Annotated in this window: 20 protein-coding genes; 14 read left to right on the top strand and 6 right to left on the bottom strand. The window is 63.9% G+C overall.

Annotated features, from left to right (window positions below; all coding sequences use genetic code 11):
• Positions 1–100: 100 nt before the first annotated feature.
• The gene (locus JQ635_RS25185; RefSeq protein ID WP_211412469.1) at positions 101–556 is read right to left on the bottom strand and encodes a carboxymuconolactone decarboxylase family protein; all 456 of its coding nucleotides are present in this window, start codon (positions 554–556) and stop codon (positions 101–103) included.
• Positions 557–655: 99 nt separating this feature from the next.
• On the opposite strand from JQ635_RS25185, the gene JQ635_RS25180 reads away from it, so the two are divergent.
• The 6 genes from JQ635_RS25180 to JQ635_RS25155 all read left to right on the top strand — a co-directional run bounded on the left by JQ635_RS25180 (position 656) and on the right by JQ635_RS25155 (position 7,990).
• On the top strand, positions 656–1,525 hold the full coding sequence (locus tag JQ635_RS25180) for a sigma-70 family RNA polymerase sigma factor (protein ID WP_211412460.1): 870 nt from the start codon (positions 656–658) through the stop codon (positions 1,523–1,525).
• Positions 1,526–1,710: 185 nt separating this feature from the next.
• On the top strand, positions 1,711–2,388 hold the full coding sequence (locus JQ635_RS25175) for a GntR family transcriptional regulator (protein ID WP_211412459.1): 678 nt from the start codon (positions 1,711–1,713) through the stop codon (positions 2,386–2,388).
• A 148-nt stretch (positions 2,389–2,536) separates the two neighbouring features.
• Entirely contained in the window at positions 2,537–3,337 is an 801-nt protein-coding gene (locus tag JQ635_RS25170) for a phytanoyl-CoA dioxygenase family protein (protein WP_211412458.1), read from the top strand.
• Positions 3,338–3,474: 137 nt separating this feature from the next.
• A complete protein-coding gene (locus JQ635_RS25165) occupies positions 3,475–4,788 on the top strand; it encodes an NAD(P)H-dependent oxidoreductase (RefSeq protein WP_211412457.1) in 1,314 nt (437 codons plus the stop codon).
• 537 nt (positions 4,789–5,325) lie between these two features.
• A complete protein-coding gene (locus JQ635_RS25160) occupies positions 5,326–6,414 on the top strand; it encodes a TRAP transporter substrate-binding protein (protein ID WP_211412456.1) in 1,089 nt (362 codons plus the stop codon).
• 484 nt (positions 6,415–6,898) lie between these two features.
• Positions 6,899–7,990: a TRAP transporter substrate-binding protein gene (locus JQ635_RS25155; protein ID WP_211412455.1), complete on the top strand. Its 1,092-nt coding sequence runs from the start codon at positions 6,899–6,901 to the stop codon at positions 7,988–7,990.
• Positions 7,991–8,311: 321 nt separating this feature from the next.
• On the opposite strand, the gene pimD is transcribed toward JQ635_RS25155, so the two are convergent.
• From pimD to JQ635_RS25130, 5 genes are all read right to left on the bottom strand, one after another.
• A complete protein-coding gene (gene pimD / locus JQ635_RS25150; protein WP_211412454.1) occupies positions 8,312–9,454 on the bottom strand; it encodes a pimeloyl-CoA dehydrogenase small subunit in 1,143 nt (380 codons plus the stop codon).
• Positions 9,455–9,635: 181 nt separating this feature from the next.
• The gene (pimC, locus tag JQ635_RS25145) at positions 9,636–10,826 is read right to left on the bottom strand and encodes a pimeloyl-CoA dehydrogenase large subunit (protein WP_211412453.1); all 1,191 of its coding nucleotides are present in this window, start codon (positions 10,824–10,826) and stop codon (positions 9,636–9,638) included.
• A gap of 150 nt (positions 10,827–10,976) precedes the next feature.
• A complete protein-coding gene (locus tag JQ635_RS25140) occupies positions 10,977–12,164 on the bottom strand; it encodes an acetyl-CoA C-acyltransferase (RefSeq protein ID WP_211412452.1) in 1,188 nt (395 codons plus the stop codon).
• Complete coding sequence (gene pimA / locus JQ635_RS25135) at positions 12,161–13,843, bottom strand: dicarboxylate--CoA ligase PimA (protein WP_211412468.1); 1,683 nt, start codon at positions 13,841–13,843, stop codon at positions 12,161–12,163. Before pimA ends, JQ635_RS25140 begins: the two co-directional genes overlap by 4 nt.
• A gap of 145 nt (positions 13,844–13,988) precedes the next feature.
• Complete coding sequence (locus JQ635_RS25130) at positions 13,989–16,085, bottom strand: 3-hydroxyacyl-CoA dehydrogenase NAD-binding domain-containing protein (protein WP_211412451.1); 2,097 nt, start codon at positions 16,083–16,085, stop codon at positions 13,989–13,991.
• 130 nt (positions 16,086–16,215) lie between these two features.
• On the opposite strand from JQ635_RS25130, the gene JQ635_RS25125 reads away from it, so the two are divergent.
• The 8 genes from JQ635_RS25125 (at position 16,216) to JQ635_RS25090 (ending at position 24,670) form a co-directional block, all read left to right on the top strand.
• A complete protein-coding gene (locus tag JQ635_RS25125; RefSeq protein WP_183243060.1) occupies positions 16,216–17,082 on the top strand; it encodes an IclR family transcriptional regulator in 867 nt (288 codons plus the stop codon).
• 66 nt (positions 17,083–17,148) lie between these two features.
• Entirely contained in the window at positions 17,149–17,946 is a 798-nt protein-coding gene (locus tag JQ635_RS25120) for an ABC transporter ATP-binding protein (RefSeq protein ID WP_211412450.1), read from the top strand.
• Positions 17,943–18,656, top strand: coding sequence for an ABC transporter ATP-binding protein (locus JQ635_RS25115; protein WP_097660017.1), 714 nt, complete (start codon positions 17,943–17,945; stop codon positions 18,654–18,656). Before JQ635_RS25120 ends, JQ635_RS25115 begins: the two co-directional genes overlap by 4 nt.
• Before the next feature lie 13 nt (positions 18,657–18,669).
• Positions 18,670–19,548 carry a branched-chain amino acid ABC transporter permease gene (locus tag JQ635_RS25110; protein ID WP_211412449.1) on the top strand — a complete coding sequence of 293 codons (879 nt, stop codon included), beginning with the start codon at positions 18,670–18,672 and terminating at the stop codon, positions 19,546–19,548.
• 2 nt (positions 19,549–19,550) lie between these two features.
• A complete protein-coding gene (locus JQ635_RS25105; RefSeq protein WP_211405447.1) occupies positions 19,551–20,570 on the top strand; it encodes a branched-chain amino acid ABC transporter permease in 1,020 nt (339 codons plus the stop codon).
• A gap of 30 nt (positions 20,571–20,600) precedes the next feature.
• On the top strand, positions 20,601–21,836 hold the full coding sequence (locus JQ635_RS25100; protein WP_211405446.1) for an ABC transporter substrate-binding protein: 1,236 nt from the start codon (positions 20,601–20,603) through the stop codon (positions 21,834–21,836).
• Positions 21,837–21,956: 120 nt separating this feature from the next.
• Positions 21,957–23,183: an ABC transporter substrate-binding protein gene (locus JQ635_RS25095; protein WP_211412448.1), complete on the top strand. Its 1,227-nt coding sequence runs from the start codon at positions 21,957–21,959 to the stop codon at positions 23,181–23,183.
• 257 nt (positions 23,184–23,440) lie between these two features.
• Positions 23,441–24,670 carry an ABC transporter substrate-binding protein gene (locus JQ635_RS25090; RefSeq protein WP_211412447.1) on the top strand — a complete coding sequence of 410 codons (1,230 nt, stop codon included), beginning with the start codon at positions 23,441–23,443 and terminating at the stop codon, positions 24,668–24,670.
• Positions 24,671–24,741 lie beyond the last annotated feature (71 nt).

Raw genomic sequence — 24,741 nt, 5'->3', positions numbered from 1 at the left:
CTTGGCCGGCAATGGCCGTGACCGCGCCCCTCTCTCCGAACGTCCTCAGCCTCAAAAGCCGATAACGCAACAGGCCCACAAGGGGAGAGGGCACAAAAACTCACACCTTCCACACACCCACCGGCATCTTGATCGTCGCGTTGAGCCGGTTCCAGACGTTGATGGTCGCGATCGAAAGAATCAGCGTTGCCAGCTCGCGCTCGTCAAAGTGCTTGGCGGCCTCGTTCCAGACCGCATCGGGCACCGGATCCGAGCGATCGGCGATACGCGTGACGGCCTCAGTGAGCGCCAGCGCGGCGCGCTCGGCTTCGGTGAAATAGGGCGCATCGCGCCAAGCCGACACGGCGAACAGGCGCTCGTCGGTCTCGCCCAGCTTGCGGGCGATCTTGGGATGCATGTCGACGCAGACACTGCAGCCATTGATCTGGCTGGCGCGCAGGTGCACCAGTTCCAGGAGCTTTTCGGGGAGGCCCTGCTTGGTCAAATTGCCGAGAGACTGCAGGACATTCATGGCCTCGGGCAGGACCATGACTGGGTGAGGCATGCGGGCGTTCATCATATTCGTCTCCATCTCACAAAAATCGAAGGTTCCGGTCACATCGGCCGGATCGGCTTCGTCATGGGCATGACGGATCGCGATGAGGGAATGTGACCGATGACCCAAAAAAACTTCGAAGAAAATTTTCTGGCGCGCCAGTTCGAGGCCGACAGGGACCATTTGCGCGCGGTCGCCTACCGGATGCTGGGGTCCCGCGTCGAGGTCGACGATGCCGTGCAGGAGGCTTGGCTGCGGGTCAGCTGCTACGACATGTCGGATGTCGCGAATCTGCGCGGCTGGCTCACGACCGTAGTCGCACGCATCTGCCTCGACATGCTGCGGGCACGGAAATCGCGCCGCGAGGATCCGATGGGCCCGCACGTGCCGGAGCCGGTCGACGAGTCCCGGCAGCACGAGGCCGAGATGGCCGATTCGGTCGGTGCGGCGCTGCTGATCGTGCTGGAGACATTGCAGCCGGCGGAGCGGCTCGCCTTCGTGCTGCATGACATGTTCGCCGTGCCGTTCGAGGAGATCGCGCCGATCGTCGGCCGCTCGGTCGATGCCTCGCGGCAATTGGCGAGCCGCGCGCGGCGGCGCGTGCAGGGCGCGCCGGTGCCCGAAGCGAACCTGACGCATCAACGCAGGATCGTCGATGCATTCCTCAAGGCCTCGCGCGAAGGCGATTTCGACGGCCTGCTCGCCGTGCTCGATCCCGACGTGGTGTTTCGCGCCGACCAGGCCGCGGTGCGGCTCGGCACGCTGGCCGAAATCCGCGGCGCGGATGCGGTCGCACAGCTCTACAAGGGCCGCGCGCAGGCCGCACGCACGGCGCTGGTCGACGGCGAGATGGGCGTTGCCGTCATCCTCGGCGGACGTCTGCGCATCGCGCTGCGCGTCACCTTCAACGGCGACCGGATCGCAGCGATCGAGGCGGTGGCCGATGCGGACCAGATCACCGCGATGGAGGTGGAGGTGCTGGAGCGCTAGGCCGGCCTCGCCCGGTCTTTTCCTCGAAAACAACCCCATGCACAGTAGACGACCCAAGTAATATCAATAGCTTAGGTGGCACCAAAAGGGGCGGCTGGCGCGGCCTCGGGCCGTGCTTGACGCCCTGCCCCTCCCAGGAGTAGCTTCGAATACAGAATTCCGTATTCCATTTTGGAGCTGCCGGCGTGATTCCTCTCGACCCGCTCCCGAACCTGATCGACCAGGTCTATGCGCGCATCCTGGAGGCGATCTCCGACCGCACGCTCGAGCCCGGCCAGCGCATCCGGCAGAACGAGCTTGCCGACAAGCTCGGCGTGTCGCGCCAGCCGGTGTCGCACGCGCTGCATCTGTTGCACCGTCAGGGGCTCGTCGCCGAGAGCGGCCGGCGCGGCTTTGAAGTCACCCAGCTCGACCCCGCGCGCATCCGCCAGCTCTACGAGGTACGCGGCGCCATCGACGCACTGGCCGCCCGGCTCGCCGCCGCGCGCGCAGCGAGCGATGCGGCGGGGCGGACGAGGCTGGAGACGGCGTTCGCCGCCGGGCGCGGCATCGACCGCAACACGTCGCTCGGCGAACTCATCGCGCTCGACGTCGATTTTCACCGCGCGATCTATCAGCTCGCCGGCAATCCCGTGATCGAGGAGACGATGGCGCCGCAATGGCCGCATATGCGCCGTTCGATGGCGACGGTGCTCTCCGAGCTCGACTATCGCGGCAGCGCCTGGGCGGAGCACGCCGACATTGCCGGACACATTCTGCGCGGCGATGCCAAGGCCGCTGAACGCGCCGCGCTCGCGCATGCGCAGACGGCGGGACGGATGACTGAGGAGAGATTGAGGGCCGACGAAGAGGCGGCGGCGTAGCCACAGCCACCGTCATTCCGGGGCGATGCGCAGCATCGAGCCCGGAATCCATCGGGCGGCAGAGACTGCGGAGAAATGGATTCCGGGCTCGCGACTTCGTCGCGCCCCGGAATGACAAAAACAAAACAGACCAAGGAGGAAACGACCCGTGAAACTGTCCCAGGAGCAATTGGAATTCTTCCACCGCGAGGGCTGGCTGTTCCTACCCGAGCTGTTCAGCCAGGAGGAGGTCGACCTGCTCGCGCGCGAGGCGGTCGGCATCTACGACGCCGACCGGCCCGAGGTCTGGCGCGAGAAGAGCGGCGCGCCGCGCACGGCCTTCGCCGCGCATCTCTACAACGAGGCGTTCGGGATCCTGGGCGCGCATCCGCGCATGATCGAGCCGGTCGAGCAGGTGTTCGGCGAGCATGTCTACATGCACCAATTCAAGATCAACGCGAAATCGGCCTTCACCGGCGACGTCTGGCAGTGGCACCAGGATTACGGCACCTGGAAGCGCGACGACGGCATGCCGGAGCCGCGGGCGATGAACATCGCGATCTTCCTCGACGAGGTGATGCCGATCAATGGCCCCCTGATGCTGGTGCCGCGCAGCCAGAACGCAGGCGATCTCGAAGCCTCGCATGACCTTGCCACCACCTCCTATCCGCTGTGGACGCTGGACGAGGACACCGTGACGCGCCTCGTCAAGCAGGGCGGCATCGTCGCGCCCACAGGCAAGCCGGGCGGCATGCTGATGTTCCATGGCAATCTCGTGCACGGCTCCAGCGGCAACATCACGCCCTACCCGCGCAAGATCGTGTACCTGACGCTGAACGCGGTCTCGAACTACATCCGCACCCCGACGCGGCCGGAGTACATCGCACATCGCGATTTCACGCCGATCAAGACGGTGGATGACGATGCGCTGGTGCGGCTTGCCCGCGCGCCACGGCAAGCGGCGGAGTAACCTGTCATTCCGGGGCGCGCGAAGCGCGAACCCGGAATCCATTTATCCGCAGTCTCTGCGGCCCGATGGATTCCGGGCTCGCGACTTCGTCGCGCCCTGGAATGACGAGTTTTGATTGTTGCACCAGGACATCCCCCATGAACCTCTTCCGACTCCTGCAAGCCCGCGCGTCCGCCGGCAAACCCGTTCGCGTCGCACTGATCGGCGCGGGCAAATTCGGCTCGATGTTCCTCGCACAGGTGCCGCATACGCCGGGACTCGAGGTGCCCATCATCGTCGACATCGACCGCGAGCGCGCGCGCGAGGCGTGCCGCACCGTGGGCTGGAGCGCCGAGCGGATTGCCGCCACCGTCTTCACCGACGACGGCGCCCGCGCCATCGCCGGCGGAGCGATGGACGTGGTGGTGGAGGCGACCGGCAATCCCGCCGTCGGCATCCGCCATGCGCGCGCCGCGATCGCCGCCGGCAAGCATATCGTGATGGTCAATGTCGAGGCCGACGTGCTGGCGGGCCCGCTGCTCGCCGAGGAAGCGCGGAAAGCGGGCGTGGTCTATTCGCTCGCCTATGGCGATCAGCCGGCGTTGACGGCGGAGATGGTCGACTGGGCCCGCGCCACCGGTTTTCGCGTCGTCGCCGCCGGCAAGGGCACAAAGTATCTGCCGGCCTATCACGACGTGACGCCGGACGGCGTCTGGCAACATTACGGGCTGACCGCGGGCGAAGCGCAGTCGGCCGGCATGAACCCGCAGATGTTCAACTCCTTCCTCGACGGCACCAAATCGGCCATCGAGATGGCCGCGATTGCGAACGCCTGCGGCCTCGACGTGCCCGCGGAGGGACTATTGTTTCCGCCCTGCGGCGTGGACGATCTGCCGCACATCATGCGGCCGCGCTCGCGCGGCGGCGTGCTGGAGCGGTCCGGCGTGGTGGAAGTCGTCTCCTCGCTCGAGCGCGACGGACGGCCGGTGTTTCGCGACCTGCGCTGGGGCGTCTATGTCGTGCTGGAGGCGCCCAACGACTACGCCGCCGACTGCTTCAAGCAATATGGCCTGAAGACCGATGCCAGCGGACGCTTTGCGGCGATGTACAAGCCCTATCATCTGATCGGGCTCGAGCTGAACATCTCGATCCTGTCGGCCGCGCTGCGCGGCGAGCCGACCGGCCAGGCTTTCGGCTTCCGCGGCGACGTCGCCGCCGTGGCCAAACGCAACTTGCGCGCCGGCGAGATGCTCGACGGCGAAGGCGGCTACACGGTGTGGGGCAAGCTGGTGCCGGCCGCCGCGAGCCTGAAAGCAGGCGCCCTGCCGATCGGCCTCGCGCATCGCCTCAAGCTGAAGCACGACGTCGCCCATGGCGAGATCGTACGCTGGAGCGACGTCGAGTTCGATGCGAACAACGAGACGATCAGGACAAGGAAGGCGATGGAGGCCGCGTTCGCGAAGGAGGGGTAGCAGTCTGATGGCTTCGGCCGATGGCAACGCTCTCTCCGTTCCCTCCCCCCTTGCGGGGGAGGGTCAGGGAGAGGGGTGCCGCACGGGGATTCTATCCGTCGCACATCGCACTCTGTGTATCCTGAACAATCGGCACCTTTTGCTGGGCTACCCCTCTCCCTAGCCCTCCCCCGCAAGGGGGGAGGGAACGTACCTCCGTTGACGACAGTGAATCCGGTCCCAACGACGAGCGCCTTCACTTCTCTCCGCAAGCGCGCCGCCGCTGTTGCCCAATCAAGCAGCAGTTCACCAATCCCCGACTTTCGTCTGGCCCGCGTTCGCAATTGCGAGGACGGCATGAGGCTTGATTATCGCAAGGCGAACGGTCATCCTTGCTGACGGAACCGCAATGATCGGAATTCCAATAACAAGAGCCCGTCAGGGCCTTCGGAAACGCCTCACAAGTCTCAACAAAACAACGTCGATCTCGACCAAGACAAGACGACCCCAAAGATCGTTCTCCTAAGGTCGAAGCATCGGCATAACGGAGGGAAGTGCATGGAACGTCGTAAATTCCTGACGGCAGGCGGATTGGGCCTGGCCGCAAGCGCTGTTGCTGCGCCGGCTGTCGCACAATCGATGCCCGAAGTCAGATGGCGGCTCGCTGCGAGCTGGCCGAAGGCGCTCGATACGCTCTACGGCGGCTGCGAATATTTCTGCAAGCGCGTCGCCGAGATCACCGACAACCGCTTCCAGATCCAGCCGTTCGCGGCCGGCGAGATCGTGCCGGGCCTGCAGGTGCTGGATGCGGTCTCGAACGGTACCGTCGAGATGGGCAACACCGCGCTCTATTATTATTGGGGCAAGAACCCCGCCTTCACCTTCGGCACCGCGCTGCCGTTCGGATTGAACACGCGTCAGCAGATCTCGTGGCTGCTGTGGGGCGGCGGACAGGATCTCGTCAACGACCTCTTGAAGGAGCACAACGCCTACGGCATTCCGACCGGCGCCACCGGCGCGCAGATGGGCGGCTGGTTCCGGAAGGAGATCAAGACGCTCGACGACGTCAAGGGCCTCAAAATGCGCATCGGCGGATTTGCCGGCACGATCATGGCCAAGCTCGGCGCGGTGCCGCAGCAGATCGCCGGCGGCGACATCTATCCGGCGCTGGAAAAAGGCACGATCGATGCCGCCGAATGGGTCGGCCCCTACGACGACGAGAAGCTCGGCTTCGTGAAGGTCGCCAAGTACTACTACTACCCCGGCTGGTGGGAGGGCACGAGCCAGGGCCACAACGTCTTCAACCTCGACAAGTGGAACGCGCTGCCGAAGCACTATCAGGCGGCGGTCGATGCGGCCTCGCGCGACACCTACACCTGGGTCACCGGCAAGTACGACGCGCTGAACGCGCCGGCGCTGAAGCGGCTCCTGGTGTCGGGTGCGATCCTGAAGGCGTTTCCGCAGGAGGTGCTGGAGGCCTGCTACAGCGCCGCCAACGAGATCTATGCCGATCTCTCCAAGACCAATCCGCATTTCGGCAAGATGTATGCGAGTCTGACCGCCTTCCGCGGTGAAGCCCTGCCCTGGTTCCAGGTCGCCGAGCTCAGCTTCGACAGCTTCATGATGCGGATGCGGACCAAGACGTGAGGCGCTGAGCGGCTCACACGACTAAAGAATGAGAAGCCCCGGAGATGGCAGCATCTCCGGGGCTTTCTTGTTTTGGCACGGTGATGTCGTTCTTCCCTTCTCCCCTTCTTGTGGGAGAAGGTGGCGCGAAGCGCCGGATGAGGGGTATCTCTCCGCGAAGCCAACTCTCATTTGAATTCGCGGAGAGAACCCCTCACCCGTCTCGCCGCTTCGCGGCGAGCCACCCTCTCCCACAAGGGGAGAGGGTAAAACGAGTGCGCCGCTGCCTTCGCAACTGCGAGCGTCCCGACGGCGCTTGATTATCGCGAGGCGACCGGTCATCTTCACGCCGGAACCGCGATGCGCGGGATCCACAAAGAGCCCTGAAGGGCCTTCGGAAACGCCAAAAACAATCGTCATAACACCACGTCGGTTATCGGCGAAGTCAAGACGACAGCAAGATCGTTCCCTTAGTCGAGGACATCGGCGCAACGGAGGGATAGGCATGAAACGTCGTGAATTCCTGAAAGTGACAGGTGCCGGGCTGGCGGCAAGCACAGCGATTGCCGCGCCGGCGATCGCGCAATCTTCGCCGGAGACAAGATGGCGGCTCGCCGCGAGCTGGCCCAAGGCGCTCGATACGCTCTATGGCGGCTGCGAATATTTCTGCAAGCGCGTCGCCGAGGTCACCGACAACAAATTCCAGATCCAGCCGTTCGCATCCGGCGAGATCGTCCCGGGCCTGCAGGTGCTGGATGCTGTGTCGAACGGCACCGTTGAGATGGGCAACACCGCGCTCTACTACTACTGGGGCAAGAACCCCGCCTTCACCTTCGGCACATCGCTGCCGTTCGGCCTGAACACGCGCGCCCATATTTCCTGGCTGCTGTTCGGCGGCGGACAGGAGATGCTCAACGACCTCCTGAAGGAATACAACGCGATCGGCATGCCGACCGGCTCGACCGGCGCCCAGATGGGCGGCTGGTTCCGGAAGGAGATCAAGTCGATGGAGGATTTCAAGGGATTGAAATTCCGCATCGGCGGCTTCGCCGGCTCGATCATCGCCAAGGTCGGCGGCGTGCCGCAGCAGATCGCGGGCGGCGACATCTATCCGGCGCTGGAGAAGGGCACGATCGACGCGGCCGAATGGGTCGGCCCCTATGACGACGAGAAGCTCGGCTTCGTGAAGGTGGCGAAGTTCTACTATTATCCGGGCTGGTGGGAAGGCACCGGCCAGGGCCACAACATCTTCAATCTCGACAAGTGGAACGCGCTGCCCAAGCACTACCAGGCCGCGATCGAGATGGCCTCGCGCGACACCTTCACCTGGGTCACCGGCAAATACGACTACGTCAACCCGCCCGCGCTGAAGCGCCTGCTGGTGGCCGGCGCGATCCTCAAGCCGTTCCCGCAGGAGGTGCTCGAGGCCTGCTACAATGCCGCGAACGAGATCTACGCCGATCTCAGCAAGACCAACCCGCACTTCAACAAACTGTACACCAGCCTGTCGGCATTCCGGAACGAATCGCTGGCCTGGATGCAGGTCGCGGAGCTCAGCTACGACAGCTTCATGATGCGGATGCGCACGCGGACGTGAGGCGTCGGACGGCGAACGATGTCAGGAACGACGAAAGCCCCGGAGATGTCTCCGGGGCTTTTGCTTTGGTCTTTCCGCATTCGCGGGGGATGACGATCGTCCGTGCGGCTAGCTCGGAATGGCTTAGGTCGAATCGACCGCCGCGGCTCCTTCACCTCTCCCGCTTGCGGGAGAGGTCGGCGCGAAGCGCCGGGTGAGGGCTTTCTCCTCTTGGGGATTGTCCCATTGCGGAAGCACCCTCTCCCCGACCCTCTCCCGCAAGCGGGAGAGGGAGCGCACCTCCATCGTTGCAGCGATCAAGCCTCACCACCTCGTCGCGCGCTAGATCAACCCGCCGGCATCCGCGACGCGGCGCTGGTGATAGTCGGTGTCGCCAAAGGTGTTCTCGATCATGGTGAGGCGCTTGAAATAGTGACCGATCTTCGCCTCCATGGTCATGCCGATGCCGCCGTGGAGCTGGATCGACTGCTGGCCGACGAATTTCAGCGACTTGCCGATCTGCACCTTGGCCGCGGCGATCGCATTGGAGCGCTCCTTGGCGTTCTCGAAGTCGTTCGCCATGGTGGCGAACATCGACATCGAGCGCGCCTGCTCGGCCGCGACGAACATGTCGGAGGCGCGGTGCTGGAGCGACTGGAACGAGCCGATCGCGACGCCGAACTGCTTTCGGGTCTTGATGTACTCGACGGTGGTCTTCAGCGACTCGTCCATCAGGCCGACTGCTTCGGCGCAGAGTGCGACGCGGGCCTCATCGACCACGCGCTCGATCAGCGCGAGAGAGTCCTCGGGATTGCCGATCACGGCATCCGCGCCGACCTCGACACCGGTCAGGGTGATGTCGGCGGCATGCAGGCCGTCCTGGGTCGGATACGACTTCTTCGTGACGCCCTTGGCATTGGCGGGGACCAGGAACACGCCGATGCCGGTCTTGTCGCGGCGGTCGCCCTTGGTACGCGCGGTGACAACAAGCGTGTCCGCGTTCTCGCCGTTGAGCACGACGAACTTCTCGCCGTCGATCACCCAGCCGTCGCCCTTCTTCTTCGCGGTCGTCGAGACGTCGAAGAGATCATAGCGCGAGTTCTTCTCGAGCTGGGCAAAGGCCAGCGTCTTGCTGCCGTCGATGATCCCCGGCACGTGCGCGGCCTTCTGCGCGTCGCTGCCGGCATGGCGGAGGAAACCGCCGCCGATCACGACGGTTGCCAGATACGGCTCCAGCACCAGCGCCTTGCCGAGCGCTTCCATCACGATCATGGTCTCGACACCGCCGCCGCCGAAGCCGCCATCGGCCTCGCTGAAGGGCAGGCCGAGCAGGCCCTGCTCGGCGAGCTTGCCCCAGACGGCCTGGCTCCAGCCGCCCTTCTCCTTCATGTACTTCTTGCGCTGCTCGAAATCGTAGGAATCGGTCAGCAGGCCGTCGATGCTTTCCTTGAGAAGCCGCTGCTCCTCGTTCAGGTCAAAATCCATTTCTGTTTCCTCGTACCCGGATCATCTGACTTCGTCATTCCGGGATGGCCCGAAGGGACAGGCCCGGAATCCATTTCACCTCAGCATGTGCGGCCCGATGGATTCCGGGCTCGCGACTTCGTCGCGCCCCGGAATGACGGTGGAAAAAATTGCCCTCCCCGCCTCCGCGGAGAGGGAGACATCACAGCCCCAGCACCGCCTTGGCGATGATGTTGCGCTGGATCTCGTTGGAGCCGCCGTAGATCGAGACCTTGCGGTTGTTGAAGTAGCTCGGCGCGATCTGGGCGGTCCAGTCCATGGCTTCGTTCGAGCCGTCGTCGCCGTGCACGTCATAAGGCGCGGCGAAGGGGCCGATCACTTCCATCAAAAGCTCGGTGGTGGTCTGCTGGATCTCGGAGCCCTTGATCTTGAGAACCGAGGACGCCGGATTGGGCTTGCCCTTGCCGTGCTTGCCTTCATCGGCGACGACGCGGAGCTGGGTCAGCTCGAGCGCCTTCAGCTCGATCTCGCAGGCCGCCAGCTTCTCGCGGAAGGCGGCATCCTGGATGATCGGCTTGCCGGCGGACTCGACCTTGCCGGCGAGATCCCTGATACGGCGCAGCCGCTCCTTGGAGACGCCGACCCGGGCGATGCCGGTGCGCTCGTTGCCGAGCAGGAATTTTGCGTAATCCCAGCCCTTGTTCTCCTCGCCGATCAGGTTCTCGTAGGGAACTTCGACGTCGTCGAAGAAGACCTCGTTGACCTCATGGCCGCCGTCGATGGTCTGGATCGGGCGCACGGTGACGCCCTTCGACTTCATCGAGAACACGATGAAGGAGATGCCCATCTGCTTCTTGGCATTGTTGTCGGTGCGGCAGAGGCAGAAGATCATGTCGGCGTGCTGGGCCAGCGTGGTCCAGGTCTTCTGGCCGTTGATGATCCACTTGTCGCCACGGCGCTCGGCTTTCGTCTTCAGCGAGGCAAGGTCAGATCCCGAGCCTGGCTCCGAAAAGCCCTGGCACCACCAGTCGTCGACATTGGCGATGCGCGGCAGGTACTGCTTCTTCTGCTCCTCGTTACCGAAGGTGTAGATGACCGGGCCGACCATGCTGACGCCAAAGGCGAGCGGCTGCGGCGCCGGATAGGACTGCAGCTCCTCGTTGAAGATGTAGTGCTGCACCGAGGTCCACCCCGTGCCGCCATACTGCGTCGGCCAGTGGCTGACGCCCCAGCCCTTCTTGTTGAGGATGCGCCACCACGTCACCATCTCGTCCTTGGTGAGATGGCGGCCCTCGACCAGCTTGCGCCGCGTATCCGGCGGCACGTTGTCGCGGAAGAACGACCGCACTTCCTCGCGAAACGCCTGCTCTTCTTTCGTGAATGCGAGATCCATCGGATCCTCCTGTGAGCTTCTTATCGTCGTCCCGGCGAAGGCCGGGACCCATAACTACCGGCCTTCGTTGGTTTGCGAAGGCCATTACCATTTGCGTTCCATACGCCTGCTGCGGCGTATGGGTCCCGGCCTTCGCCGGGACGACACCAACTACTGCAACACCTCAAAAAGTCCCGCCGCGCCCATGCCGCCGCCGACGCACATGGTGACGACCGCATACTTCGCCTTGCGGCGTCGGCCCTCGATCAAAGCGTGGCCGGTGAGGCGCGCGCCCGACATGCCATAGGGATGGCCGACCGCGATCGCGCCGCCGTCGACGTTGATCTTCTCGGGATCGATGCCGAGCTTGTCGCGGCAATAGAGCACCTGCACGGCGAAGGCTTCGTTCAGCTCCCAGAGGCCGATGTCGTCGACGGTGAGGCCGTGGCGCTTCAGGAGGCGCGGCACGGCAAAGACCGGGCCGATGCCCATCTCGTCGGGCTCGCAGCCGGCCGAGACGAAGCCGCGGAAGATACCGAGCGGCTTGAGGCCGCGCTTGGCGGCTTCCTTGTCGCTCATGATCACCGACGCGCTGGCGCCGTCGGAGAGCTGGCTGGCATTGCCGGCGGTGACGGTGAAGCCGTCGCCGCGCACGGGCTTGAGGCCGGCGAGGCCTTCAGCGGTGGTCTCGGGGCGCGGGCCCTCGTCCTGCGACAGCGTGACTTCCTTCATCGAGACAGTGCCGGTCGCCTTGTCGGTGACCGCCATCTGCGTCGTGATCGGCGCGATCTCGTCCTTGAACTTGCCGCCCTGCTGGGCGGCGGCGGTCCGGCGCTGGCTCTCCAGCGAATATTCGTCCTGCTTCTCGCGCGAGATGCCGTAGCGCTTGGCGACGATTTCGGCGGTGTCGATCATGGGCATATAGACCTCGCCCTTGATCTTGAGCAGCGCCGGATCCTGGGCGTGGAAGCCGTTCATCTTGTCGTTCTGCACGAGCGAGATCGACTCGCCGCCGCCGCCGACCGCGATCTCGACACCGTCGAAGATCACCGAGCGCGCGGCGAGCGCGATTGCCTGCAGGCCCGAGGCGCATTGCCGGTCGATGGTGGTGCCGGCGACGGTGACCGGGAGACCTGCGCGGAGCAGCGCCTTGCGCGCGATGTTGCCGCCGGTCGCGCCCTGCTGGAGCGCTGCGCCCATCACCACGTCCTCGATCTCCTTCGGGTCGACCTTGGCGCGGGCGACCGCTTCGCCGATGGCGTGGCCGAGCAGGGTCGCGCCCTCGGTGGCGTTGAGCATGCCGCGATAGGCCTTGCCGATCGGGGTGCGGGCGGTGGAAACGATGACGGCGTCGGTCAAGAACGACCTCCTGATGCAGTTTGGGTGGATTGTGACGGTTTCTGCTGCTGGCGCAATTCGTGGCGCGACAATTTTCCGACCGGCGTGCGCGGCAGGTCGGCGACGAACTCGACCTCGGCCGGCAGCTCGTGCTTGCCGACCTTGCCGGCGAGCTGGGTGCGGAGCTCGTCGAGCGTGAACGGCTTTGCGTCCGGCTTGAGCTTGATGAAAGCCTTTGCGGCTTCGCCCCGATACTGGTCGGGGATGCCGAGCACGATCACCTCGTGCACGCCCGGAATGGTGTAGATCGCCTGCTCGATCATCTGCGGATAGACGTTGAAGCCGCCGGAGATGATCATGTCCTTCTTGCGATCGACCAGGAAGAAATAGCCGTCGGTGTCGACATAGCCGATGTCGCCGGTGAGGAAGCGGCCGTCGACGAAGGCATCCGCGGATCCCTCCGGCTTGTTCCAGTAGCCCTTGGTGACGTTCGGGCCCTTGATGCGGATTTCGCCGACTTCGCCCGGCGGCAGCACGCGCTTGGGATCGTCGAGCGCGACGACGTCGAGCTCGATGCCGGGCAGCATCAGGCCGATCGAGCCGGGCTTGTCGGGACCTGAGGGCGGATGGCCGGTGCCGGGCGAGCAGGTCTCGGTCATGCCCCAGCCGCTGCGCAGCTTCTTGCCGACCTTGCGCTCGAAGAAATTGGCGATCTCGACCGGCAGCGGCGCGCCGCCGGAGCCGATCGTCGCCAGCGAGGAGAAGTCGCGCTTGTCGAGGTCGGGGAGCGCGGCAATCGCGATCCACATGGTCGGCACGCCCGGGAAGTACGTCGCGCGCTTGATTTCGATGTCGCGCATCACGGCTTCGACATCGAAGCGCTGATGCAGCGAGATCAGATTGCCGCGGCTGAGCGAGGACAGCAGCACGACGGTGAGTGCGTAGATGTGGAACAGCGGCAGCACGCAGATCACGCGCTCGACCACATCGCCGCGCGCGGCACGGGCCGGCTTGCCCCAGACGTCGTAGATCGACACCGCCGAGGTGAGATTGCCGTGCGTCAGCATCGCGCCCTTGGGCAGGCCGGTGGTGCCGCCGGTATATTGCAGCAGTGCGACGTCGTCGGCCGTCACGGACGGCCATTGCGCCGGCGCGGCGACGCCTTCGACGAAAGTCCTGAAGGTGACGATGCGGGGATCGTCGGGGATGGCGGCCTGCGGTGTGCCGACCTTGCCCCAATTGTCGTCCTCGCAGACGACGAGCTTGTCGATCAGGCCCTTCTCCAGGAATTTCAGTGCGGTCGGCAGCAAGGCCTGGAGGTTCGAGGTGACGAGCAGGCGCGAGCCGGAGTCGGAGACCTTGTGCGTCAGCGCGATCTCGCCATCGAGCGGCGACAGATGCGCGACGCGAGCGCCCGCCTTCAGCGCGCCGAAGAAATTGACGGGATGGTCCGGCGTGTTGCCAAGGAACAGGGCGACCGAGCTGCCCTTGCCGATGCCTTCGCGCAGGAACGCAGCCGCGGCGCGATCGGCCATCGCGGCGAGCTCGGTATAGGTGATCGGACGTTCCCGGAATTCCAGCGCGGTGCGCGGACCGTAGTCGGCGGCGGCTTTCGACAAGAGGTCAGGCAGCGATCCCTGGGCGATGGAATCGTCCCACCGCACGCCTTCGGGGTAAAACTGTTCGCCGGGATGGGTCATTTTCTGCATCACACTCAGTGGTCATTCCGGGGCGCGACGAAGTCGCGAGCCCGGAATCCATCAGGCAGCGCACTCAAAGGCGAAATGGATTCCGGGCCTGGCCCTAGGGGCCATCCCGGAATGACGCCGAGAGTGCAAGGCCCCATCACGCCGCTTTCGACGCCGCGGCCAGCGACGCAAACGTCTTGCCCTCCGCCGCGAGCTTCTTCAGCAGCGGGGCGGGCTCGAGGCTCGGGTCGTTGGTCTCCTTGGCGTAGAAGGCGAGGCGATCGGCGATGTGCTTGAGGCCGACGGTGTCGGCCCAGAACATCGGGCCGCCGCGATAGATCGGCCAGCCATAGCCATAGAGCCAAACCACGTCGATGTCGGAGGGACGCGCCGCGATGCCCTCTTCGAGGATTTTGGCGCCCTCGTTGATCATCGGGTACATCATGCGCTCGAGGATCTCCTCGTCGCTGACGGCGCGCTTTTTGCGGCCGAGGCGCAGCAGCGTCTCGTCGATCAGCTTCTCGACCTCAGGATCGGGCAGCGGTGCGCGGGAGCCGGCTTCGTATTTGTAATAGCCCTTGCCGGTCTTCTGGCCGAAGCGGCCGGCTTCGCAGAGCGCATCCGCGATCTCCGACTTGATGCCGCGATCTTTCCGCGAGCGCCAGCCGATGTCGAGGCCGGCGAGATCGCCCATCGCGAACGGCCCCATCGGCATGCCGAATTTTGTGACGACGGCGTCGACCTGCTGCGGCAGCGCGCCTTCGAACAACAGCTTTTCCGACTGCTTGCCGCGCTGGGCCAGCATGCGGTTGCCGACAAAGCCGTCGCAGACGCCGACCACGGCCGGCACTTTTGCAATTTTGCGCGCGATCGTGACAGCCGTCACGAGCGCGTCCGGCGCGGTCTTGTCGGCGCGCACGATCTCGCACAGCTTCATGACGTTGGCCGGCGAGAAGAAGTGCATGCCGAGCACGTCCTGCGGACGCTTGGTCGACTTCGCGATCTCGTCGATGTTCAGATACGAGGTGTTGGAGGCGAGCACCGCGCCCGGCTTGACGTATTGGTCGAGCTTGCCGAACACCTCCTTCTTCACAGCCATGGTCTCGAACACGGCTTCGATCACGAGGTCGGCATCGCCGACATTCTCGATGCCGACCACGCCGTTGATCAGCGCCATGCGCTTGGCCGGTGCATCCGCGGGAATACCGCCGCGCGCGGCGGTCGCCTCCCAGTTCTTCTGCATGATGCCCATGCCACGCTTGAGCTGCTCCTCGCCGGTCTCGATCAGGGTGACGGGAACGCCGGCGTTTGCGAACGACATCGCGATGCCGCCGCCCATGGTGCCGGCGCCGAGAATGGCGACACGGTTAACCGGACGCGACTTGGTGCCCTCGGGCACGCCCGCGATCTTGGCGGCTTCGCGCTCGGCGAAGAAGGCGTAGCGCTGCGCCTTGGACTGGTCGCTGGCGACGAGCTTGAGGAAGCCCTCGCGCTCCTTCTTCAGACCTTCGTCGAACGGCAGGTCGATGGCGTAGCCGACGGCGTCGGCCGCCGCGAACGGCGCCTCCAGGCCGCGCGACTTCTTGGTCATGGCGGCGACCGCATTGGTGAAGATCGAGCGGTCGGCCTTGGCGGCCGCGATCTTGGAATCGTCGTCGCGCAGGCGGCGCAGCGGACGCTTCTCGGCCAGCAGCTTGCGGACGAAAGCCTCGCCGCCGGAGGCCGGGCCCTCGATGATCTCCTCGATCAGGCCGTTCTTCAGCGCTTCCGCGGCCCCGATCGGGTCGCCACCGACGATCATCTTGACGGCAAGCTCAGGGCCGACCGCGCGCGGCAGGCGCTGGGTTCCACCGGCGCCGGGCAAGAGGCCCAGCTTCACCTCAGGCAGGCCGAGCTTGGCCTCCTTCACCGCAACGCGGAAATGACAGGCGAGCGCAACCTCGAGGCCGCCGCCGAGCGCGGTGCCGTGGATTGCGGCCACGATCGGCTTCGGCGAATTCTCCATCTCGGCCAGCACCTCGTTGAGGCCGGGCGGCTTCGGCGGCTTGCCGAATTCGGTGATGTCGGCGCCGGCGATGAAGGTGCGGCCGGCACAGGTCAGCACGATGCCCTTGATGGCGGGATCGGCGACCGCAGCCTTGATGCATTCCAGGATGCCACCGCGGACCGCGGCACTCAGCGCATTGACCGGAGGACTGTTGACCGTGACGATCCCGATTTCGTCATGACGCTCAAGCTTGACCACTTCGCTCACGGCTTCCCTCCTTGGTGGGGATTTACTTTTGTTCGATTTCGCGGTGCGGAATTTAATTCCGCATCTTGACGGCAGGGTTATTTTGAAGCACGGACGTTGTCAACGACTCCGCGCAAGAAGCAGATCAGGGATGAAGCGTACAGGAAAGAAGACTGCGACCGATCGGAATTTCGTCGTCGCGCTTTCCCGCGGACTGGACGTATTGCGCGCATTCCAACCCAATGACGGCCTGCTCGGCAATCAGGAGATCGCGGCGCGGACCAATCTGCCGAAGCCGACCGTATCGCGGCTGACCTATACGCTGACCAAGCTCGGCTACCTGACGCCGGTTCCCCGTTTCGAGAAGTACCAGCTCGCGCCCGCCGCGATGTCGCTCGGCTACGCCGCGCTCGCCAATCTCGGCGTTCGGCATTTGTCCGAGCCGTTTCGCGAGGAAGTGATGCGCGCGACCGGCGGCGCGGTCGCCGTCGGCGGCCGCGACCGTCACAGCATGATCTATTTCGGGCAAAGCCGCGGCAGCGAGACGGTCGGCGTTCAACTTGACGTCGGCTCGCGTGTGCCGATTGCAACCAGCGCGATGGGCCGCGCCTATTTCTGGGCGCTCGACGAAGACAATCGCGCCGAGGTGTCGCGCATCCTGCGTGAACATTACGGCAGCCGCTGGCCCAAGATGCGCGACGGCCTCGAACGTTCCGGCGAGACCGTCGCGAAATACGGCTTTGCGATTTCCGTCGGCGATTGGCACGACGACATCGGCGCCGCCGGCGTCGCGCTCAAGCTCAACGACGGAACCGGACCTTACGCATTCAATTGCGGTGCGCCCGCATTCCGTTTCACGGAAGAGCGTTTGATCAACGACATTGGACCGCGTCTGCTTGCGATGGTAAGGAACATCGAAGCGGCACTCGGTGGTCTGATGCCGCATTCCAAAAAAGAAGTCAGCAAAAAGCTGAAATCAGGAGGAAAAGTTGCGCGTGTGGCCGAGGGGTTCAGATAGCCTTTGTCGTTGCAGGGAGCGGTTCGCATCGCCCCTTCGCCCACTGAACATCGTGGGCGAGACGAGATGACGCAGGCACAGCTCGCGCAGGGTACATCGCCCCTGCTCGCGGTTCGCGACGTCAGCGTCGTGTTCGGCGGCATCATCGCGCTCAACGGCGTGTCCTTCGACATGCACAAGGGCCAGATCCTCGGATTGATCGGCCCCAACGGCGCCGGCAAGACAACGCTCTTCAATTGCCTCTCGCGGCTCTACCAGCCGTCGTCTGGCGACATCCTGATGGAAGGCGTCAGCATCCTGTCGCGTCCGCCGCACCGGATCGCCGAGATCGGTATCGGCCGCACCTTCCAGAACGTGGCGCTGTTTCCGAACCTGTCGGTGATGGACAATGTCCGCGTCGGCGCCCATTCGAAAACCTCCAGCGACATCATCAGCGACTCCCTGAAACTGGCGTGGGTCCGGCGCAGCGAGGCCAGCGTCAACAAGAAGGTGCACGAGATCCTCGCCTATCTCGACCTCGAGGACGTCGCTCACACCACTGTGTCCGGCCTGCCCTTCGGCACGCAGAAGCGCGTCGAGCTGGCGCGCGCGCTGGCTGCCGATCCGAAGATCCTGCTGCTCGACGAGCCCGCCGGCGGCCTCAACCACGAGGAAGTCTATGTGCTCGCCGACCTCATCCGCAAAATCCGTGACGAGCGGCACATGACGGTGCTGCTGGTCGAGCATCACATGGGCCTCGTGATGTCGATCGCCGACCACGTCGTCGCGCTGAATTTCGGCAAGAAGCTCGCGGAAGGCACGCCGGCCCAGGTGCAGGCGGACCCCGACGTCATTAAGGCCTATCTCGGGAGCAAGGACCAATGACGACACTGCTCAACGTCAAGGACCTGCGCGCCTATTACGGCCAGGTCCAGGCGCTGCATGGCCTGTCCTTCTCGCTCAACGAGGGCTCGCTGACGACGCTGCTCGGTGCCAACGGCGCCGGCAAGACCACGACGCTGCGCGCAATCTGCAACATGGTGCGCTCCACCGGCGGCATCGAGTTCGACGGCAAGCCGCTCAACAACCGCTCAACCGAGAGCATCGTGCGGTTCGGCATCGCCCATGTGCCGCAGGGCCGCGGCACCTTCACCAACATGACGGTGGAGGAGAACCTCCAGCTCGGCGCCATCACCCGCAAGGACAGCGCCGGCATCGTCTCCGATATCGAGCGCATGTATGCGCATTTCCCGGTGCTGAAGCAGCGCCACACCCAGCAGGCCGGCACGCTCTCCGGCGGCGAGCAGCAGATGCTCGCGGTCGCCCGCGCGCTGATGCTGCGGCCGCGGCTGATGCTGCTGGACGAGCCCTCCTTCGGCCTCGCGCCGCTGGTGGTGCGCGACCTGTTCGGCATCCTCGGCAAGATCAACCGCGAGGACAAGGTGTCGATCCTGGTGGTCGAGCAGAACGCCCAGCTCGCGCTCGAGCTCGCCGACCAGGCCTATGTGATCGAGACCGGCCGCATCGTGATGTCTGGCAATGCCAAGGACATCGCGAACAACGAAGAAATCCGCAAATCCTATCTGGGTTACTGAGGGAGCCGGGACAATGGAGCTGTTTACCAACCAGGTCCTGGCCGGCATCGCCACGGGCGCGATCTACGCCTGCATGGCGCTCGCCGTGGTCATGATCTACCAGGCGATCGACCATCTCAACTTTGCGCAGGGCGAGATGGCGATGTTCTCGACCTTCATCTCCTGGCAGCTGATGCAGTGGGGCGTGCCCTACTGGGCCGCCTTCGTCATCACGCTGGCGTTCTCCTTCGTCGGCGGCATCGCGATCGAGCGCATTTTGTTCAAGCCGCTAGCCAAGGCGCCAATACTGACCAACGTCGCCGGCTTCATCGCGTTGTTCGCGATCATCAACTCCTCGGCCGGCCTGATCTGGGACTTCACCATCAAGCAGTACCCGACCCCGTTCGGCTCCGCACCGTTCCTGGGCAGCCAGCTGATCTCGACCCACCAGGCCGGCATGATCGGCGTCACCGTGCTGTTGCTGCTCGGCCTCTACTTCTTCTTCCAGTACACCCGCATCGGCCTTGCGATGCGCGCGGCCGCCTCGGTGCCTGAATCGGCCCGCCTCGTCGGCATCAACACGAGCTGGATGATCGCGCTGGGTTGGGGCATGGCCTCGGCGATCGGCTCGATCGCCGGCATGCTGATCGCCCCCGTCGTGTTCCTCGAGCCCAACATGATGGGCGGCGTCTTGATCTACGGCTTCGCCGCGGCGGTGCTCGGCGGCCTCACCAGCCCGTTCGGCGCAGTGGTCGGCGGCTTCCTGGTCGGCGTCTTCGAGAACCTCGCCGGCACCTACATCCCCGGCGTCGGCAACGAGCTGAAACTCCCGATCGCGCTTGCGCTGATCATCTCCGTCCTGGTCGTCAAACCCGCTGGCCTGTTCGGCCGGCACATCGTCAAGCGAGTTTGATCATGAGCGCTGCAGAAGAAGTCGTTGCAGAAGGCCACCAGGCGGTCGAGGCCGTTCCGAAGCGGGCCATGACGCTGGGCACCGGCACCTCGCTGGTGGTGCTCGCCGCGCTCGTGATCGTCCCCGTCTTCGTCAAGAACTTCGTCATCTTCCAGATGACGATGCTCCTGATCTACGGGCTCGCCGTGCTGGCGCTGAACATCCTGACCGGCGGCTCGGGCCAGTTCTCGCTCGGCCAGAGCGCGTTCTACGCGGTCGGCGCCTATACTTCGGCAGTGCTGATGGAGCACGCCAACATCAACTACGCACTTACCATTCCGATTTCCGCGGTGGTCTGCTTTGGATTCGGTTACCTTTTCGGCAAACCGGCCCTGCGGCTGTCGGGCGTCTATCTCGCGCTCGCGACCTTCGCGCTCGCCACCGCGATGCCGCAGCTCCTGAAGCTGAACTTCCTCGAGCACTGGACCGGCGGCGTGCAGGGCCTCGTCGTCACCAAGCCCGACGCGCCGTTCGGCCTGCCGATGTCGCAGGACATGTGGCTGTACTATTTCACGCTCGTCGTGACGATCGCGATCTACATCTTCTCGGTGAACCTGTTGCGCTCGAGGTCGGGCCGCGCCTTCATGGCGATCCGCGACAACGAGATCGCGGCTTCCTCGATGGGTGTCAACGTCGCGCTCTACAAGACGCTGGCCTTCGGCGTGTCCGCGGCGATCACCGGTATCGCCGGCTCGCTCGGCGCCATCGCGGTGCAGTTCGTGGCCCCCGACAGCTACACCATCACGCTCGCGATCTCGCTGTTCCTCGGCATGGTGGTCGGCGGCGTCGGCTGGCTGCCCGGCTCGTTCGTCGGTGCGGCCTTCATCATCTTCGTGCCGAACATGGCGGAGAGCATCTCCAAGGGCCTCTCCGGCGCCGTGTTCGGCGTGCTGTTGTTCCTCGTCATCTACCTCGTGCCGCACGGCGCAAGGCAGATCGCAATCCTGGGCCAGCAACTCGCTGGAAAGCTCAGAAAGAACTGAAATCCATTAATCGTACAAAGGAGACCCGAATTGTCTTTTGGAAGAACACTGCGAGCCGCCGCGCTGGTCACGGCAACGGCAGCCTTCACTTTCAACTCCGGCGCGGCATTTGCCCAAAAGAAATATGATACCGGCGCTTCCGATACCGAGATCAAGATCGGCAACATCATGCCGTACAGCGGTCCGGCGTCGGCCTATGGCATCATCGGCAAGACCGAAGAAGCCTATTTCAAGATGATCAACGACAAGGGCGGTATCAACGGCCGCAAGATCAACTTCGTCACCTATGACGACGCCTATTCGCCGCCGAAGGCGGTCGAGCAGGTCCGCAAGCTGGTCGAGAGCGACGAAGTGCTGGCCGTGTTCAACCCGCTCGGCACGCCCTCGAACACGGCGATCCAGAAATACCTGAACGCCAAGAAGATCCCGCAGCTGTTCGTCGCCACCGGCGCGACCAAGTGGAACGACCCGAAGAACTTCCCCTGGACCATGGGCTGGCAGCCCTCCTACCAGAGCGAAGCGCAGATCTACGCGAAATGGCTGATGAAGGAGAAGCCGAACGCCAAGATCGCGATCCTCTACCAGAACGACGATTTCGGCAAAGACTACCTCAAGGGCACCAAGGACGGCCTCGGCGCCAAGGCCTCGTCCATGATCATCATGGAAGAGAGCTATGAGGTCTCGGAGCCGTCGGTCGACGGCCACATCGTCAAGATCAAGGCCGCCAACCCCGACGTGCTGCTGATCTACGCGACGCCGAAATTCGCGGCGCAGACCATCAAGAAGACCGCCGAGCTCACCTGGAAGCCGCTGCAGATCCTGACCAACGTCTCGATCTCGGTCGGCAGCGTGATGAAGCCGGCCGGCTTCGAGGCCTCGCAGGACGTGCTGTCGGCGGCCTATGCCAAGGACTCCACGGATCCGCAGTGGAACAACGACCCCGGCATGAAGAAGTGGAACGAGTTCGTCGACAAGTACATGCCGGGCGCGGACAAGTCCGACACCGCCATGGTCTACGGCTATGGTGCGGCCTCGACGCTGGCCAAGGTGCTGGAGATGTGCGGTGACGACCTCACCCGCGCCAACCTGATGAAGCAGGCGGCCTCGCTGAAGGATTTTGCCCCGGACACCCTGCTGCCCGGCGTCAAGATCAACACCAGCGCCACCGACTTCGCCCCGATCGCGCAGCTGCAGATGCAGCGCTTCAAGGGCGAGAAGTGGGAACTGTTCGGCGAGATCATCAGCGGCGACGTCGCCTCCGAGTGACACGCTGACGTCATAGTCCTGGCATCGATAGGCCCCCGCGAGCGATCGCGGGGGCTTTTTGTTGACGTCGCCCGTCAATCTTGTTCAATGCGGCGCCGATCCAGCCGGGGTAGGAGAAAGATGACTGCCGTTCGATTTCAGATTGCGGCCCTCTTGGCCGCATTCGCGTTGTGCACTGCGGTGAGCGGCCCGGCACGGGCGCAGAAGAAATACGACAGCGGCGCTTCCGATACCGAGATCAGAATAGGCAACATCATGCCCTATAGCGGGCCAGCCTCCGCCTATGCCGCGATCGGCAGGACCGAGGAAGCCTATTTCAACAAGATCAATGCCGAGGGCGGTATCAACGGCCGCAAGATCAGGTTCATCTCCTACGACGACGGCTACTCCCCGCCGAAGACGGTGGAGCAGGCGCGCAAGCTGGTCGAGAGCGACGGGGTGCTCCTGATCTTCGGCTCGCTCGGTACCTCCACCAACGGCGCGATCCGCAAATACATGAACGAGAAGAAGGTGCCGCAATTGTTCGTGGCGAGCGGCGCCTCGAAGTGGAACGACCCCAGGCAGTATCCCTGGACCATGGGCTGGCAGCCGAGCTACGCGAGCGAGGCGCGCATCTACGCCAAGTACATCATGAAGGAGAAGCCGGACGCCAAGATCGGCCTGCTCTTTCAGAACGACGATTTCGGCAAGGACTATCTGAAGGGACTGAAGGAGGGCCTCGGGCCCAGGGCCTCGATGATCGTGCTGGAAGAGAGCTACGACACCTCGGAGCCCGCGATCGACGAGCACGTCGTGAAACTGAAGGCCTCGGGCGCCGACGTCTTCATCAGCATCACCACCCCGAAATTTGCGGCACAGGCGATCAAGAAGGCGGCCGAGATCAACTGGCATCCGGTCCACATCATCTCCAACGTCTCGGCCTCGGTCGGCGGCGTGCTGGAGCCGGCGGGCCTCGAGGTCTCGCAAGGCATCCTGTCGGCCACCTACACCAAGGACGGCTCGGACCCGCAATGGAACGCCGACGACGGCATGAAGAAGTTCTACAATTTCCTCGCACAGTACGAGCCCAAGGCCAACAAGCTCGATGCCGGCGTGGTGTTCGGCTATGCCGCAGCCCAGACCATGGTGAAGGTGCTGCAGATGTGCGGCGACGATCTCACCCGCGAGAACGTCATGAAGCAGGCCGCCAGCATCAAGGAATTCGAGCCCGACACGCTGCTGCCCGGCATCAAGATCAACACCGCACCTGACAATTTCGCCCCGATCGAGCAGCTCCAGATGATGCGCTTCAAGGGCAAGAAATGGGAGCTGTTCGGCGACGTCATTTCGAGCGAGATGAACCACTGAGGTGGCGCGGCCGCGCAATTCAAGATAGCCGCTCCTGTAAGGAGCAACTTCTGCGCAGCTGATTAACAGCGCACAGAGCTCACGCGCCCGGAAAAGTCCGCATCGCTTCCAACAGATGGCGCATCTGCGACAGTTGTGCAGGGCGTTCTTCTTGCTGGCGGCGATGGATGGGTATTGAATGTGCGACGGAGCGACGAGCAACGATCGCCCCCAATCAAAAATAATAGACACATTCAAACCTACCCAGGGAGATCAAGATGCCTGCAATGCATGTGCGGTTGGGGGCCTTCTCAGCTGCCCTCCTGCTGGCTGCCACCTTGTCCACGGCGGCATCGGCACAAAAGAAATACGACACCGGCGCATCCGACACCGAAATCAGGATCGGCAACATCATGCCCTATAGCGGGCCGGCTTCGGCCTATGGCGTGATCGGCAAAACGGAGGAAGCCTACTTCCGCAAGATCAACGCGGAAGGCGGCATCAACGGCCGCAAGATCAATTTCATCTCCTATGACGACGCCTACTCGCCGCCAAAGACGGTGGAGCAGGCGCGCAAGCTGGTCGAGAGCGACGAGGTGCTGCTGATCTTCCAGTCGCTCGGCACGCCGCCGAATACCGCAATCCAGAAATATATGAACTCGAAGAAAGTGCCGCAGCTGTTCGTCGCCACCGGCGCCACCAAATGGAACGATCCGCAGAACTTCCCCTGGACCATGGGCTGGCAGCCCAACTACCAGAGCGAGTCCATCATCTACGCCAAATACATCCTGAAGAACCACCCGAACGCAAAGATCGCCGTGCTCTACCAGAACGATGACTACGGCAAGGACTATTTGAAGGGCTTCAAGGACGGTCTCGGCGCCAAGGCGGCTTCGATGATCGTCGCCGAAGAGAGCTATGAAACATCCGAGCCGACCATCGACAACCACATCGTCAAGCTCAAATCGACCGGCGCGGACGTCTTCTTCAACATTACCACGCCGAAATTCGCGGCACAGGCGATCAAGAAGAACGCCGAGATCGGCTGGAATCCGACCCACTTTCTCAACAACGTCTCGGTTTCGATCGGCAGTGTGATGAAGCCTGCCGGTTTCGAAGCCTCGCAAGGCATCATCTCCTCGAACTATTACAAGGATCCGACTGATCTGCAATGGAAGGACGATCCGGCGATGAAGGCCTGGAATGAATTCCTGGATAAATACTATCCGGAAGCCAACCGCGCCGATGCGTCGGTGATGTACGGCTACATCGTGGCCCAGGGGCTCGTGCACGTGCTGAAGGCCTGCGGCGACGATCTGACGCGCGCAAACATCATGAAGCAAGCGGCAAGCATCAAGGACTTCGAGCCTGCCGGCCTGCTGCCCGGTGTCAAGGCCAATACCGGCCCGACCGACTTTGCTCCGCTCTCGCAGTTGCAGCTCATGCGCTTCAAGGGCGAGACCTGGGAGCTGTTCGGCGACGTCATCTCCGGCGACGTCAGCGGCTAAAGGTCGGCCAGCCCGGCAGTGACTACTAAAGAAGCAGCCCCTGCGACCTCCTCGCAGGGCTTTTCCTTGAA

Origin of the sequence: Bradyrhizobium iriomotense, assembly GCF_018130765.1 — a bacterium.
GTDB classification, from domain to species: Bacteria; Pseudomonadota; Alphaproteobacteria; order Rhizobiales; family Xanthobacteraceae; genus Bradyrhizobium; species Bradyrhizobium iriomotense_A.
This window is presented reverse-complemented; position numbering and strand designations above follow the sequence as displayed.